The following is a 14,592-nucleotide window of genomic DNA, read 5'->3' on the forward strand; positions in this document are numbered from 1 at the left end:
CACGTAATTCGGACGTTGCAGGAGTCACAGGTAGGGAGGGGAATAAACCCACGAGCGTACACATCGGCGTCGTTTCGTCTCCTGGAGGCGACAGATCCGCTACAAGGCGGCCACGTCAACCTTTCCCCGGAGGCGTACGCCGACAAACCCGCCGGGGCGCTTCACTCGCGCCCGCGCCGCGCGGAGCGGGCGGCCTCACCTCACCAGGCGCAGGATCCACGGGTAGCGGAACGTCTGGCCGGTCAGCGCGAACACCGCCGCGATCGCCGACAGGATCCACGCGACCGCGTACACGACGCCGCCGATCCCGAACGTGACGATCGTGAGCAGGAGCAGCGTCACCTGGAAGTTCACCGCCTCGGCCGCGTGCCGCCGGACGTACTCGGACCGCTTGCCGCTCACCAGCATCAGCACGAGCGGCCCGACGAACAGCGTCGGCACCGCGACCGCGTGCGCCGCGGCGGCGAGCATCCGGTCCTCGCCGGTCTCGGAGGCGACGGGGGCGGGGGCGAACCGCTCCCGGCGCACCGGCTCCAGGTCGCGGATGACGCCGCCCAGGTCGTTGCGCGTCTTGGCGGTGATGGCCAGCTGCACGCGCATGTCGAACTCGTCCTCGTCGAGCCGCCCCTCGGCGTACGCGTCCTGCAGCCGCTGGATGACCGGTTCGCGCTCGGCGTCCGAAACCCTGAGATCCCCGCTCGTGTTCATACGTCCATGCTGACCCCGGGCACGCCCGCCGGGCATCAGGGAAGACCCTGAGCCGCCCCTGACTCGTCCCGGTGGACCATCGGCCGCCCGGTCTGCCCGTACTCCTTCCCGGGGACGAGCTTCCCGCCGTACAGCTCAGACACCGTCACGAACGCGTACCCCTCGGCCGCCAGCCGGTCGATGATCTTCGGGACGGCCTTCACCGACGTGGGGTGGATGTCGTGCATGAGCACGACGTAGCCGGGCTTGACGGCCTTCAGCACCCGCTTCTCCACGTACCGGGTGTCGCGGTGCTCCCAGTCGAGCGGGTCGACCGTCCACAGCACCTGCGCGAGGCCCATCTCCCGCGTGATCCTCGTCAGCCGCTTCGACACCGACCCGTACGGCGGCCGCAGCAGCACCGGCGTGACGCCGGACGCCCGCCGGATGGCGTCCTGCGTCCGCGTCAGCTGGTCGAGGACCTTCTTCTCGGACGCGTTGCCGAGGTCGGCGTGCGTGTAGCTGTGGTCGCCGAGCTCGTGCCCGGCCTCGTGCTCGCGCCGCACGAGCTCCGGATGCTTCACGACGTTCTCCCCCACGAGGAAGAACGTCGCCCGGACGTTCCTGGCGGCGAGGACGTCCAGCAGCTCCGCCGTGCTCTCCGCCGGCCCGTCGTCGAACGTCAGCGCCACGCACTTCACCCGCGAGCAGTCCGGCGGCGGCTTCGGCGCGGGCGGCTTCGGCGGAGGCGCGTGCTCGGGTTTCGGTTCGGGTTTCGCCGCCGGCCGCGGCGCGGCGGCGAAGCCGACCTTGCCGGAGGCCGGCGCCAGCGTGCTCAATCCCCCGCAGACCGCGGCCGCGAGCACCGCGACCGCCACCCGCCGGACGAGGTCGAGCCCGCCCATCGACACCCCCGCTGCCGTTCCCCCAAGGCCGACCAGTCTAGGGCTCGGCCCCCCGCACGCCCGGGATTCCGCCGCTGTGTCGGGAACCCGCGGACCCGGGATGTCGTTATCGTCGTACACCCGCATCCGCACAAGACGACGGGGTAGGCGATGAGGTTCCGGGACCGGTTCGGGATCCGCAGGCACCGCGGATCCACGGTGACCAAGCTCGACCGCGAGGCGACCGACACCGACATCGAGGCGCTGATCGCCTTCGCCCAGTCCCGCCGCGGCGTCGAGTTCTTCGTCGAGCCGGAGACGTTCGCCACCGACACCACCGCCGTCGCCGTCGCCCACGACGGCGAATGGACCCGCCGCCGCGTGGGCTCCCCGAAGGTCATCGGCAAGGTGGCCCGCGACCTCGGGCTCCCCGTCTACGACGTGCAGGCCGTCGGCTACCCGCCGCGCATGCGCGACTGGAACGCCCGCAACCCCGGCCGCCGGCTCGACCCCGGCACCCCGGGCGAAGCCGTCGCCCCCTGACCCGCCCCGCCTCAGCCGGCCTTGCGGGACCGGTCATAGGCGGCGGCCAGGTCTTCGGAGGTCATGCGGAGGCGGAGCTGTGAGGGCGGGATGCCGGCGTTGATCACCTCGCGGAGGATCACGGCCATGGAGTAGGCGGGGTCGGCGTCCAGGGCGCGTTCGAGCGCCACGTTCGCCAGGCCGCCGTCGCCCGCGGAGTAGGCGGCGAAAGCGAGCAGGGACGCGGGGGCCGGGGCGTAGGCGGGTTCGACGCGGCGGACGATGTCGCGCCAGAAGGCCATGTCGGCCGCCGGGGCATCCTCGTCGATGCGTATCCAGGCTTCGTCGCGGAGGCGCAGGTCGGTCAGCAGGAGGCCCAGGCGGGCGACCTCGTCGTCGGTGGGGGCGATGCCGGTGCGGGCGTCGGCGAGCAGGGAGAGGGTGAAGGCCAGGTCTTCCCCGGTGGCGCCGCGCCGGGTGCGGCGGCGTCTCTCGGCTCGTGCGGTGGCCTCGCGCATGGCGGTGCGCGCGGGACCTTCGAGGGGCTGGACGGAGCGGACGAGTTCGGCCCGGTCGGCGAGGACGGCGTGCCCGGCGTAGGTCGCCTGCGCGGCGAGGACGCTCGTGGAGATGTCGTACGGGACGCCTTCGGCCGGGCAGCAGTCGCCGTCGCAGGTGAGCGACCACCAGCGGCCGTCGGCGACGCGGATCGCCTCGGCGGCGGGCACGCCGGCGGCGGCGAGGGCCGCGCGGACGGGCCCGGCGGACTCCTCGACCTCGGCGGCGGGGCCGTACCCGAGGAGGAGGGACCGGGCGAACCCGTTGCCGGCGAGGAGGGCGGCGACCCGGTCGGCGGCGCCGGCGGCCGGTAAGTCGAGCCGGACGGCGCACATGCCGCGCTGCCGCCCCGCGAAGCCGATCACGACGAGGCTGCGCGCGGGGTGGAAGCCGAGCAGGTAGGGGACGGCGGCGATGGCGTCCTGGGCGGTGCGGATCACGAGAGGTGCCATGGCGTCGACGCTCGCAGCCGGCACCGGCGCCCGGCAGGAGATCCGGGACCTGTGGACAACCGGGGTCCGGGGCCGCGGGTCCGGGGCGTTTCGTCCGGAGCCGGGCGCGGGCGGCCGGCGGACCGGGCCGCGGGTGTCGGGCGGGGACGGTAGCGTTGGGCGACGTGCCCGCCCCTGATCTGCTCACCGGCAGCGATACCCAGATTCCGGACATGGCGACCTTGCTCGCCGCGGCCGTCGCGTCCATCGGGGGCGCCGAGCGCCCCGGTCAGGTGGAGATGGCGCGGGCGGTGGAGAAGGCCATCGAGTCCGGGGAGCACCTCGCCGCGCAGGCGGGGACGGGGACGGGCAAGTCCCTCGCGTACCTGGTGCCCGCGATCCGGCACGCGGTGGAGAAGCAGACGACGGTGGTGGTGTCCACCGCGACGATCGCGTTGCAGCGCCAGCTCGTCGACCGCGACCTGCCCCGGCTGGCCGAGGCGCTCGGCCCCATGCTCGGGACGGAGCTGAAGTTCGCGATCCTGAAGGGCCGCCGTAACTACCTGTGCCTGCACCGGGTGCAGACCGGGGTGCCCGAGGAGGAGGACGGCCCGAGCCTCTTCGACCCGCAGCAGCTGTCCTCGCTCGGGCGGCAGGTCAAGCGGCTCAACGAGTGGGCGGAGGAGACCCGGACCGGGGACCGGGACGAGCTGGTGCCCGGCGTCAGCGAGCAGGCGTGGCGGCAGGTGGCCGTCACCGCCAAGGAGTGCCTGGGCGCGCAGCGGTGCCCGCAGGGCACGGAGTGCTTCGCCGAGCTCGCCAGGGCGGAGGCCGGTGAGGCGCACATCGTGGTCACCAACCATGCGCTGCTGGCCATCGACGCCTTGGAGGAGTTCCAGGTTCTCCCCGAGCACGATGTCGTCGTCGTGGACGAGGCCCATGAGCTGGTCGACCGGGTGACGTCGGTCGCCACCGGCGATCTGAGCGCGGCGGGGGTCGAGACCGCCGCGCGGCGCTGCGGCCGGCTGATCGAGGAGGCCGTCGCCGACCGGTTGAAGGAGGCCGCCGAGGGGCTCGGCGTCCTTCTTGAGGAGCTGCCCCAAGGACGCATGGACGTCCTCCCGTCCGCGCTGGGCAACACCCTCGCCGTCGTCCGCGACGCCGCGCACGCCTGCATGACGGCGCTCGGGCCGGACAAGAAGGACACCGACCCCGGCGACATGTCCGCGCGCAAGGCCGCGCGGTCGTCGCTGGAGGAGCTGCACGACACCGCCGTCCGGGTGCTGGAGGCGTTCCAGCCCGAGATGGCGCAGCGCTTCGACGTGGTGTGGCTGGAGAAGCCGTTCGCGCAGGACGGCCGCCCGAGGCGCCCGCCGGCGCTGCACGTGGCGCCGATCGGTGTCGGCGGCCTGCTGCGCACGACGCTGTTCGAGCGGCGCACCGCGATCCTGACGTCGGCGACGCTGACGCTGGGCGGGTCGTTCGAGCCGCTCGCGCGGCAGTGGGGCCTGCCCCCGCTGGACGAGCAGGGGCCGGGGGACGCCAAGACCGCCGCCGAGGGGCTCGCGCGGACCGCGACGGAGAAGGGCGAGGAGACCGAGGTCGTGTGGTCCGGGCTGGACGTCGGCTCGCCGTTCGACCACCCGAAGGCGGGCATCCTGTACGTCGCGCGGCACCTGCCGCAGCCCGGGCGGGACGGCCTCGCCGACGCCTACCTCACCGAGATCACCGAGCTGATCGAGGCGGCGGGCGGGCGCACCCTGGGCCTGTTCTCCTCGATGCGGGCCGCCCGGCAGGCCGCCGACGAGCTGAAGGACCACCTGTCCCATCCGCTGCTGTGCCAGGGCGAGGACTCCACGTCCCTGCTGGTCCGGCAGTTCGCCGAGGACGACCGGACCTGCCTGTTCGGCACGCTGTCGCTGTGGCAGGGCGTGGACGTGCCCGGCCCGTCGCTGCAGCTCGTCATCATGGACCGCATCCCGTTCCCGCGCCCGGACGACCCGGTGTCGTCGGCACGGTCCCGGGCGGTCGCGGCGCGTGGCGGCAACGGCTTCATGGCGGTCGCCGCCACGCACGCGGCGCTGCTGCTCGCCCAGGGCGCGGGGCGCCTGCTGCGCTCGATGGACGACCGCGGCGTCGTCGCCGTCCTCGACCCGCGGCTCGCGACGGCCCGCTACGGCGGCTTCCTCAAGAACTCGCTGCCGCCGTTCTGGGCCACGACCGACCCGGACGTGGTGCGCGGCGCCCTGCGCCGCCTCGACGCCGCGGCGTCCGGCTCGTCCTGAACCGCGGCGGCCCGCGCCGGCGCGGGGCCCGTCAGCGGCGGTAGGTCCGCAGGAACTCGCCGATGCGGCCGACGGCGTCCTCCAGGTCGTCGGCGTACTGGAGGGTGACGATCCGGAGGTGGTCGGTGGCCGGCCAGTTGAACCCGGTGCCCTGGACGACGAGGAGCTTCTGCTGTTCGAGCAGGTCGAGGGCGAAGCGCATGTCGTCCTCGATCGGGTACATCTCCGGGTCGAGGCGCGGGAAGACGTAGAGCGCGCCCTGCGGTTTGACGCAGCTGACGCCCGGCAGGTCGTTCAGCAGCTTCCACGCGCGGTCGCGCTGCTCGCCGAGCCGGCCGGTCGGCAGGACGAGGTCGTCGATGCTCTGGTAGCCGAAGAGCGCGGCCTGGATGGCGTGCTGGCCGGGGACGTTCGGGCACAGCCGCATGTTGGCGAGGATGTCGAGGCCCTCGATGTAGGACTCGGCGTGCTCCTTCGGCCCGGACAGCACGACCCAGCCCGACCGGAACCCGGCGACCCGGTAGTTCTTCGACAGCCCGCCGAAGGTCAGGCACAGCAGGTCGGGGGCCAGGGACGCGATCGGCACGTGCTCGGCGTCGTCGTAGAGGATCCGGTCGTAGATCTCGTCGGCGAAGATGAGCAGGTTCCGGCGGCGGGCGACCTCGACGATGCGGGTGAGCACGTCGCGCGAGTAGACGGCGCCGGTCGGGTTGTTCGGGTTGATGATGACGATGGCGCGGGTCCGGTCGCCGATCTTGGCCTCGATGTCGTCCAGGCTCGGCTGCCAGCCGTCGTCCTCGTCGCACAGGTAGTGGACGGGCGTCCCGCCGCAGAGGGAGACCGCCGCCGTCCACAGCGGGTAGTCGGGCGCGGGGATGAGGACCTCGTCGCCGTCGTTGAGCAGCGCCTGCAGGGTCATGACGATGAGCTCGGACACGCCGTTGCCGAGGTAGACGTCCTCGACGTCGATGCCGGCGACGCCGCTGTCCTCGAAGCGCTGCACGATCGCGCGGCGCGCGGGGAGGATGCCCTTGGAGTCGCTGTAGCCGTGCGCCTCCGGCAGGTTGCGGATCATGTCCTGGAGGAGCTCGGGCGGGGCCTCGAACCCGAAGGGTGCGGGGTTGCCGATGTGCAGCTTGAGGATCCTGTTCCCCTCGGCCTCCAGCTGCTTGGCGCGCTTCAGCACCGGACCCCGGATGTCGTAACAGACGTTGGTCAGTTTGCCCGACTGGTTGACCTGCATGGACTCACCATAACCGCGGGCCGCCCCGGGACACGCGGCCGCCCCGCCGCGCTGGTGGCCGGGGCCGGACGCCCCGTTCTCCCGGCCGCGGGGCCGGGAGAACGGGCGCGGGGGCGTCACGGCGCGGAGATCGCGGACAGGATCGCCAGCCGGGAGGCGCGCCGCGCCGGGCGGATCGCGGCGAGCGCCCCGGCGACCGCGCCGACCGCCGCGATGACCGCGATGGTGGCCGCGGACGGCGCGAACGGGTTGCCGAGGGCGGTCCCGAGGCCCCAGCCGAGGAACACGCCGAGCCCGAGCCCGCCGCCGGTGCCGAACAGCGCGACGATGACCGACTCCCACCGCACCATCGACCTGATCTGCGGGCGGGTCGCGCCGACGGCGCGCAGGAGCCCGAGTTCGCGGGTCCGCTCGTGGACGGCGAGGGACAGCGTGTTGGCGATGCCGAGCAGCGCGACCACGATGGCGAGGATCAGCATCCCGTACACGACCGTGATGAAGCCGGACATCTCCTCGGTCTGCGCGGCGACGAACTCGTCCCGCGACTGCACCTCGGGCGCCCCGTACGGCTTGGCGAGCGCGGTCAGCGCCTGCCGGGCGGACGCGACCGACGCGCCCGGGGCGAGTTCCACGAAGGCGCGGGTGTCCAGGGGCTGCCTGGTGTGCGCGTCCCATACGGTGCGCGGGACGAGGTAGTCGCCGGTGATGTCGGTGTTCTCGTACACGGCCCCCACGGTGAGCTTCTGCGAGGCGCCGTCGGCGAACGTGACGCCGACCGGGGTGCCCACGCGCCAGCCGTGGTCGTCCGCGGCCTTCGCGGACACGGCGAACGTGCCGGCTCCGGTGAGGCCGCCGTCCCTGACGTCCAGGTCGAGGACGCGGCGCAGACCGGACGGGTCGGCCACGCTGACGGTGGACGGGGAGCCGTCCACGCGCATGCTTCCCGTCCCGATGCCCGCGACGTCCCTCACCTGCGGCAGTTTCGCCGCCTCCCGGGCGAGGGCCGTGCTGAACCCGCCCGTCTCGTTGTTGCCGGCGTTCACCACGATCGGGCCCTTGAACGACCCGGCGACGCCGTCCTCCAGGGACGCGCGCAGCGACCCGATGAACACCGTCATCAGCGTGACCACGCCGACGCCGATCATCAGCGCGGTCGCGGCGCCGGCGGTGCGGGCCGGGCTGCGGGCCGCGTTGTCGCGGGCGAGCGTCCCGGGCACGCCGCGCAGCCGCGCCGCGGGCCCGCCGAGCAGCTCGGCGACCGGGCGGGCGGCGACCGGGCCGAGCGCGACCATCGCGACGACGGTGACCAGCGCGCCGGCGGCCGCCATCGCCATCTGCTCGGTGACCGCGCCGAACACCGTCGTCCCCACGGCGACCGCCGCGAACACGCCGCCGACGATGATCCGGGTCTCCGACGGGCGCGGCGCCTCGGCCGCGACCTCGCGCAGCGCGGCCAGCGGCGGCACCCGCGACGCCTTCAGCGCGGGGCCGAGCGCCGCGACGAGGGTGACCACCAGCCCGACCGGCACCGCGATGAGGACCGAGGAGACCGCGACGGTGAGGCCCTCCATCGCGATCCCGATCCGGAACTGCGTGAACAGCTGCCGGAGCAGGGCCGCGAAGCCGAGGCCGCCGGCGAGCCCGGCGGCGGTGGCGGCGCCGCCGACCACGAGGGCCTCGAAGCCGACGATCGCGACGACCTGGCGGCGTCCGGCGCCGAGGGCGCGCAGCAGCGCCGACTCGCGGGTCCGCTGCGCCATCGTGATGGCGAAGGTGTTGTGGATCGAGAACGCGGCGACGAGGAGCGCCACCCCGCCGAACGCGGCGAGGACGATCCGGAACACCCGCAGGAAGCCGCTCTCGACGAGGCTCATGCCCTCCTCGACCTGCGCCTTGTTGGTGACGGCCTCGACCCCGGCGGGCAGCACCGGCTCGATGCGGGACGCCAGTTCGGCCTGGCCGACCCCGTCGTCCGCGCGGACCGCGACGCTGCTGATGCGGTCGGTCCCCTTCGCGACGTGCTCGCGGGCCCCCTCCAGGGAGAACGCCGTGAACGACGTCTCGCCGAAGGCGTCCTCGTCGCCGAACTTGCTGATCCCGACGACGGTCACCGGGACCTTCTGCGGCGTGAGCACCGCCGTCCGGTCGCCGACCTTGAGGTCGCCCTCGTCGGCGAACATCTTGTTGATGACGACCTCGTCCGGCGCGCGCGGCGCCCGCCCCGACACGAGGTGGTAGGGGTTGAGCTCGGGGTCGGTCACCCAGTTGCCGGCGAGGCGCGGCCCGCGCGACTGGATCGTGGTGCCGTCCTTGGCGAGCAGCTGCCCCGACCCTTGGATGCCCGGTTCGGCGTTGGCGACGCCGTCGACCCTGCGGACGTCGTCCAGGACGGACGCGTCGATCTGCCCGCGCGCGCCCCACGGCGCGTCGCTCACCTTGGTCGCGTTCCGGACGGTCACGTCGGTGTTGCCGTACGCCTTGGAGAAGTAGCCGTCGATGCTCGCCGCGAGCGTGTCGCCGAGGACGAGCGTCCCGGTCAGGAACGTCACGCCCAGGAAGACCGCCACCAGGGAGCCGGCCATCCGGCGTTTGCGTCCCCACAGTTCCTTGAACACGAGCCCGATCATCGGTGGTCCCCCAGTCCGCGCATGCGGTCCAGCACCCGGGCGGGCGTGGGCGCGTCCATGACGTCGACGATCCGGCCGTCGGCGAGGAACACGACCGCGTCGGCGTGCCCGGCGGCGACCGGGTCGTGGGTGACCATCGCGACGGTCTGGCCGAGGTCGTCGACCGCGTCGCGGAGCAGCGTGAGGACCTCGGCGCCGGTGCGGGAGTCGAGGTTGCCGGTCGGCTCGTCCGCGAACACGATCTGCGGGCGGGTGACCAGGGCGCGCGCCAGCGCGACCCGCTGCTGCTGCCCGCCCGACATCTCGGACGGCCGGTGCGACAGCCGGTCCCCCAGCTTGAGGACGCGGACGATCGTGTCGAACCACTCCCCGTCCGGCTTCGAGCCCGCCAGCGTCAGCGGCAGCACGATGTTGTCCCGCGCGGTCAGGGTCGGGATCAGGTTGAACGCCTGGAACACGAACCCGATGCGCTCGCGCCGGAGCCTGGTGAGCCGCCGGTCCGACAGCGCCCCGAGCTCCTGGTCGCCGACGTAGACCTTGCCGGACGTGGCGTCCTCCAGCCCGGCCACGCAGTGCATGAGCGTGGACTTGCCGGCGCCGGACGGGCCCATGATCGCGGTGAAGCGGCCGGCCGGGAACTCCACGGTGACGTCGTCGAGCGCGCGCACCGCCATGTCACCGGACCCGTACACCTTGCCGAGGCGGACGGTCCGCGCCCCGCCGGCGGCTCCCTGCCGGGAGGCGGCCCCGCGGCCCGCTTCGCTCGTTCCGGTCTCGTTGATCGATCGTCTTGCTTCTGCTGCGTTTCCCATGCCCCGGATCGTGGCCGGGCGCCATGGCCTCCGTCGTCGGGCGAGGAGAGGCACCCGCACTGCTCCCCCGGACGCAGCCGCCGCGTCCCGGCTACGTCCGCCGCGGTACTCGCCGAGATCAACAAGACTCGATGTCCAATTGTGACCGGGACAACATACATGCAGGCTTGCTTGCTTGTTTGTCGGCTCGTACCGTCCCAGTCATGGCAGTAAGCAGCCGCCGACGCCGCCGCCACGGCTCCTCCGGGCGCCGCACGCAGCAGGAACGCCGCTCGCGGACGCAGGCGAGGCTCCTGGAGGCGACCATGGAGTGCCTCGTCGACCTCGGCTGGTCCGGGACGTCCACCACGGAGGTGGCCCGCCGCGCCGGCGTGTCGCGCGGGGCGCAGCAGCACCACTACCCGACGAAGATGGTGCTGGTCGCCGCCGCGCTGGAGCACCTGCTGGAGGCGCAGCGCCTGGCGTACGAGACGGCGTTCGCGGTGCTGCCGCCCGAGCGGCGCAACGTCTCCGGCGCCCTCGACCTGCTGTGGGAGGTGTTCCGCGGCCCCCCGGCGAAGGCGCTGATGGAGCTGGCCGTGGCGGCCCGCACCGACGACGAGCTGCGGCCGCTGTGCATCGACCTGAACGAGCGGATCCTCCAGGTCATCCTGGAGACGTTCGAGCGGCTGTTCCCGGAGAACGAGCTGGCCCCCGATTTCGTCCCGACGATGCTGCGCGCCCTGTTCGCGATGTTCGTCGGGCTGTCCATACAGAACGGCCTGGACTGCGACGCGGAGGGCCACCAGGCCGCCGTGCTGCGCCAGGTGAAGGACGTCGCGCAGCTGATCGTCCCGCAGCCGGGCACGCCGACCGGCGGGCCGATGCCCGACACGCCCGCCGGAGCGTCGTCCGAGCACTGACCCCGCCCCGACCCCGACCCCACCTCCGGTAACACCCCGCCGGCCCGTCCTCCCGGCGAGCCGGCCGCAGCACCCCGAGGGAGCGCCTCACATGCCGAAAGCCCCCACCGACCTCGCCGGCGAGCTCCGCGTGCAGGTCAAGGACAAGAAGTCGTACCTCGGCGTCATCGACCGCCTGAACAAGGCGTCGGTGGAGAAGCACTGGGAGGCCTACGCCGACATCCCGTGGGACGACCCCGAGTTCACCGTCGACAAGAACGATCCGCGCTGGGTGCTCCCGCCGTTCGACCGGCTCGGCGAGACCGCGTGGTACCGGTCGCAGCCGCCGGAGATCCAGGCGCAGATCGGGCTGTGGCGGGTCGCGACCGCGATGAAGATCGGCCTGCAGTTCGAGAACCTGCTGAAGCGCGGGCTGCTCAACTACGCCTACCGGCTGCCGAACGGGCGGCCCGAGTTCCGGTACGTCTACCACGAGACGACCGAGGAATGTCACCACGGGATGATGTTCCAGGAGTTCGTGAACCGGACGGGGATGCCGATCCGCGGCATGCCGCGGTCGCTCAGCTTCATCGCGCAGGCCGCGCCGTGGATCCCGCTGGTCAGCACCGAGATGTTCTTCGTGTTCGTGCTCGGCGGCGAGGACCCGATCGACTACGTCCAGCGCAAGTCCCTCAAGGGCGGGCACATCAAGCACCCCCTCGAAGAGACGATCATGAAGATCCACATCGCGGAGGAGGCCCGGCACATCTCGTTCGCCCGGCACTACCTCAAGCACCGGGTGCCCAACATGAACCCGCTGCGCCGCCGCATCCTCGGCGTCGCGACGCCGGTCGTGCTCGGCGTGATGGCGCGGATCATGCTGTCCCCGCCCGGGCCGATGGTGCGGCACTTCAACATCCCGAAGGACGTCGTCCGCGCCGCGTACAAGAACCCGGCGTCGCAGGCGGAGATCTCCAACTCCGTCGGCAAGATCCGCGACCTGATGGCCGAGCTGGGCGTGATCACCCCGGTCAACAAGCGGGTCTGGAAGGCGTTCGGCATCTGGGACGAGCCCGGCACGCGCCGGCCGCTCGAGTCTCCCGAGGCCGCGTGAGCATGGCCGGGATCCAGGCGGGCCCCGCCGTGGTGACGCCCGCGGCGGGGCCGGGCGGCGCCTACAAGGCCGTCATCATCGGGACGGGCTTCTCCGGCCTCGCCATGGCGATCGGGCTGAAGAAGGCCGGCGTGCACGACTTCGTCATCCTGGAGAAGGCGGACGAGGTCGGCGGGACGTGGCGGGAGAACACCTACCCGGGCTGCGCCTGCGACATCATGTCGCTGCTGTACTCCTACTCGTTCGAGCCCAAGGCCGACTGGTCGCGGATGTTCCCGGAGCAGGGCGAGATCCTGCAGTACATCAAGGACGTCGTCGGCAAGTACGAGCTGGCGCAGCACATCCGGTTCAACGCCGAGGCGACCGGGGCGGAGTACGACGACGCGACCGACACCTGGCGGGTGACCGTCAACGGCGAGGAGGTCGTGCGGGGGCGGGCGCTGGTCGCCGGGATGGGGCCGCTGCACCACCCGAGCATCCCCGACCTGCCGGGGCTCGCCTCGTTCAAGGGGAAGACGTTCCACTCCGCCGAGTGGGACCACTCCTACGACCTGACCGGCAAGCGGGTGGCGGTGATCGGGACGGGCGCGTCCGCGATCCAGTTCGTCCCGCAGATCGCGAAGCGCGTCAGGCATCTGACGGTGTTCCAGCGGACGCCGCCGTGGATCCTGCCGAAACCCGACCGGCGGATCACCGGGCTGGAGCGGGCGCTGTTCCGCCGGGTCCCGCTCGTGCAGCGCGGCTACCGCAACGGCATCTACCTCGTGCAGGAGAGCTTCGTCCTCGGGTTCAAGAACCCGCGGCTGCTCAAGGCGGCCAGTTCGCTCGCGCGGTGGCATCTCGCCCGGCAGGTGCCGGACGAGGACCTGCGCCGCAAGCTGACGCCCGACTACACGATGGGCTGCAAGCGGACGCTGGTGTCGAGCGACTACTACCCGGCGCTGATGCGGCCCAACGTCGAGCTGACGACGGAGGGCATCGCCGAGGTCCGCGAGCACTCGGTCGTCACGCGGGACGGGCGCGAGCACGAGGCCGACGCGATCATCTTCGGCACCGGCTTCCACGTCACGGACGCCTTCGACGGCGCGCACATCGTCGGCCGGCACGGCCTGAAGATCCAGGACGCCTGGAAGGACGGCATCGAAGCCCACCTCGGCGTCACGGTGGCGGGCTTCCCCAACATGTTCCTGCTGCTCGGCCCGAACTCCGGGCTCGGCCACAACTCGATGATCTTCATCATCGAGGCGCAGGTCCGGTACGTCCTGCAGTGCCTGGCGATGCTGGACGCGGCGGGCGGCGCGCGGATCTCGGTGAAGCCGTCCGTCCAGGACCGGTTCAACCGGTGGGTGCAGCGCAGGTCCGAGGGCGCCGTCTGGGTCGCCGGCGGCTGCGACAGCTGGTACCTCGACCGGGCCGGCGTGAACCGGGCGGCGTGGCCCGCGTCCACGCTGAACTTCTGGCTGCGCACCCGCAGGCTGAACCCCGGCGACTTCCAGATCGAGCCGCGCGAGACCGGATCGCCGGACGCCGGGCCGCTCGACGCCGGGCCGCTTGACGCCGAGCAGCGGAACTCCCGGCGCGGTTTCGTCGGCGCGTGACTATCGGCGGGCAGGACGCCCGCCCTAGAATCGCGCACAATTGAACATTCAATCTAATTAGCCACCGCGGGCCGGGGTCCGACTCCCCACCGACCCGGGCCCGCGGTTTCAACCGAGCGGAGCGCGCAATGAGCATCGCGATCGTGACCGGAGGCGCATCCGGCATCGGCCGTGCGATCGCCACGTCCCTGGCGGCGCGCGGCGACACCGTCGTCGTCGCCGACATCAACGCCGAGGGCGCCGCGAAGGTCGCGGACAGGCTGAACACCCTCGGCAAGGGCAAGGCGTCCTCCGCCGCCCTCGACGTCACCGACGCCGGTGCCGTCGCCGACCTCTACCAGGGCGTGAAGGCCGACCACGGGCGGCTCGACCTGGTGTTCAACAACGCCGGCATCGCGATCGGCGGGCTGGCCGAGGAGCTCACCCTCGACCACTGGAACCGCGCCATCGACATCAACCTCAAGGGCGTGGTGCACGGCGTCCACGCCGCCTACCCGATCATGCTGGAGCAGCGCGGCGGCCACATCGTGAACACCGCGTCGCTGGCCGGGCTCGTCCCGATGCCGATCGGCATCCCCTACACCGCCACCAAGCACGCCGTCGTCGGCCTGTCACTCGGCCTGCGCGCGGAGGCCGCCGGGCGCGGCGTCAAGGTCAGCGTCGTCTGCCCGTCCTTCGTCGACACGCCGCTGCTGCACAACGTCAATCCGGACCTGCCCGAGACGGCGCTGAGCGGCGACGCGACCGGCGACATCGCCAAGGCGTCCCCGCGCCTCTACACGGCCGAGAAGCTGGCGCGCGACATCATGCGCGGCGTCGCGAAGAACCAGGCGCTCATCGTCGCGCCCGCGCACGGCCGGCTCGCGTGGCGCGGCGTCCGCCTCAACCCGGGCGCGGCCGTCCGCGTCGCCCAGATCGCGGTGGACCGGATCCGCTCCGGCAAGTGACCC

The 14,592-nt window shown here is 72.6% G+C and carries 12 protein-coding genes; 6 read left to right on the top strand and 6 right to left on the bottom strand.

The window, feature by feature from the left end:
* Positions 1-195: 195 nt before the first annotated feature.
* Together ACIWVC_RS16840 and ACIWVC_RS16845 are read right to left on the bottom strand one after the other, a co-directional pair.
* Positions 196-708: a DUF1707 and DUF4870 domain-containing protein gene (locus ACIWVC_RS16840; protein ID WP_396450887.1), complete on the bottom strand. Its 513-nt coding sequence runs from the start codon at positions 706-708 to the stop codon at positions 196-198.
* A 35-nt stretch (positions 709-743) separates the two neighbouring features.
* Complete coding sequence (locus ACIWVC_RS16845) at positions 744-1,592, bottom strand: polysaccharide deacetylase family protein (protein ID WP_396450889.1); 849 nt, start codon at positions 1,590-1,592, stop codon at positions 744-746.
* Positions 1,593-1,742: 150 nt separating this feature from the next.
* Between ACIWVC_RS16845 and ACIWVC_RS16850 the strand changes: the two genes are divergently transcribed.
* The gene (locus ACIWVC_RS16850; protein ID WP_396450891.1) at positions 1,743-2,114 is read left to right on the top strand and encodes a hypothetical protein; all 372 of its coding nucleotides are present in this window, start codon (positions 1,743-1,745) and stop codon (positions 2,112-2,114) included.
* 11 nt (positions 2,115-2,125) lie between these two features.
* On the opposite strand, the gene ACIWVC_RS16855 is transcribed toward ACIWVC_RS16850, so the two are convergent.
* The gene (locus tag ACIWVC_RS16855; RefSeq protein ID WP_396450893.1) at positions 2,126-3,103 is read right to left on the bottom strand and encodes a DUF4192 domain-containing protein; all 978 of its coding nucleotides are present in this window, start codon (positions 3,101-3,103) and stop codon (positions 2,126-2,128) included.
* A gap of 212 nt (positions 3,104-3,315) precedes the next feature.
* On the opposite strand from ACIWVC_RS16855, the gene ACIWVC_RS16860 reads away from it, so the two are divergent.
* Positions 3,316-5,367: an ATP-dependent DNA helicase gene (locus ACIWVC_RS16860; protein WP_396450895.1), complete on the top strand. Its 2,052-nt coding sequence runs from the start codon at positions 3,316-3,318 to the stop codon at positions 5,365-5,367.
* 31 nt (positions 5,368-5,398) lie between these two features.
* Here ACIWVC_RS16860 and ACIWVC_RS16865 read toward each other — a convergent pair whose 3' ends face one another.
* From ACIWVC_RS16865 to ACIWVC_RS16875, 3 genes are all read right to left on the bottom strand, one after another.
* Positions 5,399-6,610 carry a pyridoxal phosphate-dependent aminotransferase gene (locus ACIWVC_RS16865; protein WP_396450897.1) on the bottom strand — a complete coding sequence of 404 codons (1,212 nt, stop codon included), beginning with the start codon at positions 6,608-6,610 and terminating at the stop codon, positions 5,399-5,401.
* Between the two features lie 116 nt (positions 6,611-6,726).
* A complete protein-coding gene (locus ACIWVC_RS16870) occupies positions 6,727-9,237 on the bottom strand; it encodes an ABC transporter permease (protein ID WP_396450899.1) in 2,511 nt (836 codons plus the stop codon).
* Positions 9,234-10,049 carry an ABC transporter ATP-binding protein gene (locus ACIWVC_RS16875; RefSeq protein ID WP_396450901.1) on the bottom strand — a complete coding sequence of 272 codons (816 nt, stop codon included), beginning with the start codon at positions 10,047-10,049 and terminating at the stop codon, positions 9,234-9,236. Before ACIWVC_RS16875 ends, ACIWVC_RS16870 begins: the two co-directional genes overlap by 4 nt.
* A 203-nt stretch (positions 10,050-10,252) precedes the next feature.
* Between ACIWVC_RS16875 and ACIWVC_RS16880 the strand changes: the two genes are divergently transcribed.
* From ACIWVC_RS16880 to ACIWVC_RS16895, 4 genes are all read left to right on the top strand, one after another.
* Complete coding sequence (locus tag ACIWVC_RS16880) at positions 10,253-10,951, top strand: TetR/AcrR family transcriptional regulator (RefSeq protein ID WP_396450903.1); 699 nt, start codon at positions 10,253-10,255, stop codon at positions 10,949-10,951.
* Positions 10,952-11,042: 91 nt separating this feature from the next.
* Positions 11,043-12,044: a diiron oxygenase gene (locus tag ACIWVC_RS16885; protein ID WP_396450905.1), complete on the top strand. Its 1,002-nt coding sequence runs from the start codon at positions 11,043-11,045 to the stop codon at positions 12,042-12,044.
* A 2-nt stretch (positions 12,045-12,046) separates the two neighbouring features.
* Complete coding sequence (locus ACIWVC_RS16890; RefSeq protein ID WP_396454290.1) at positions 12,047-13,642, top strand: flavin-containing monooxygenase; 1,596 nt, start codon at positions 12,047-12,049, stop codon at positions 13,640-13,642.
* Between the two features lie 128 nt (positions 13,643-13,770).
* Positions 13,771-14,589 (top strand): SDR family NAD(P)-dependent oxidoreductase, encoded by an 819-nt coding sequence (locus ACIWVC_RS16895; RefSeq protein ID WP_396450909.1) that lies wholly within the window; start codon positions 13,771-13,773, stop codon positions 14,587-14,589.
* The last annotated feature ends 3 nt before the right edge of the window (positions 14,590-14,592 follow it).

Source organism: Actinomadura sp. (genome assembly GCF_044508335.1).
Classification (GTDB): domain Bacteria; phylum Actinomycetota; class Actinomycetes; order Streptosporangiales; family Streptosporangiaceae; genus Spirillospora.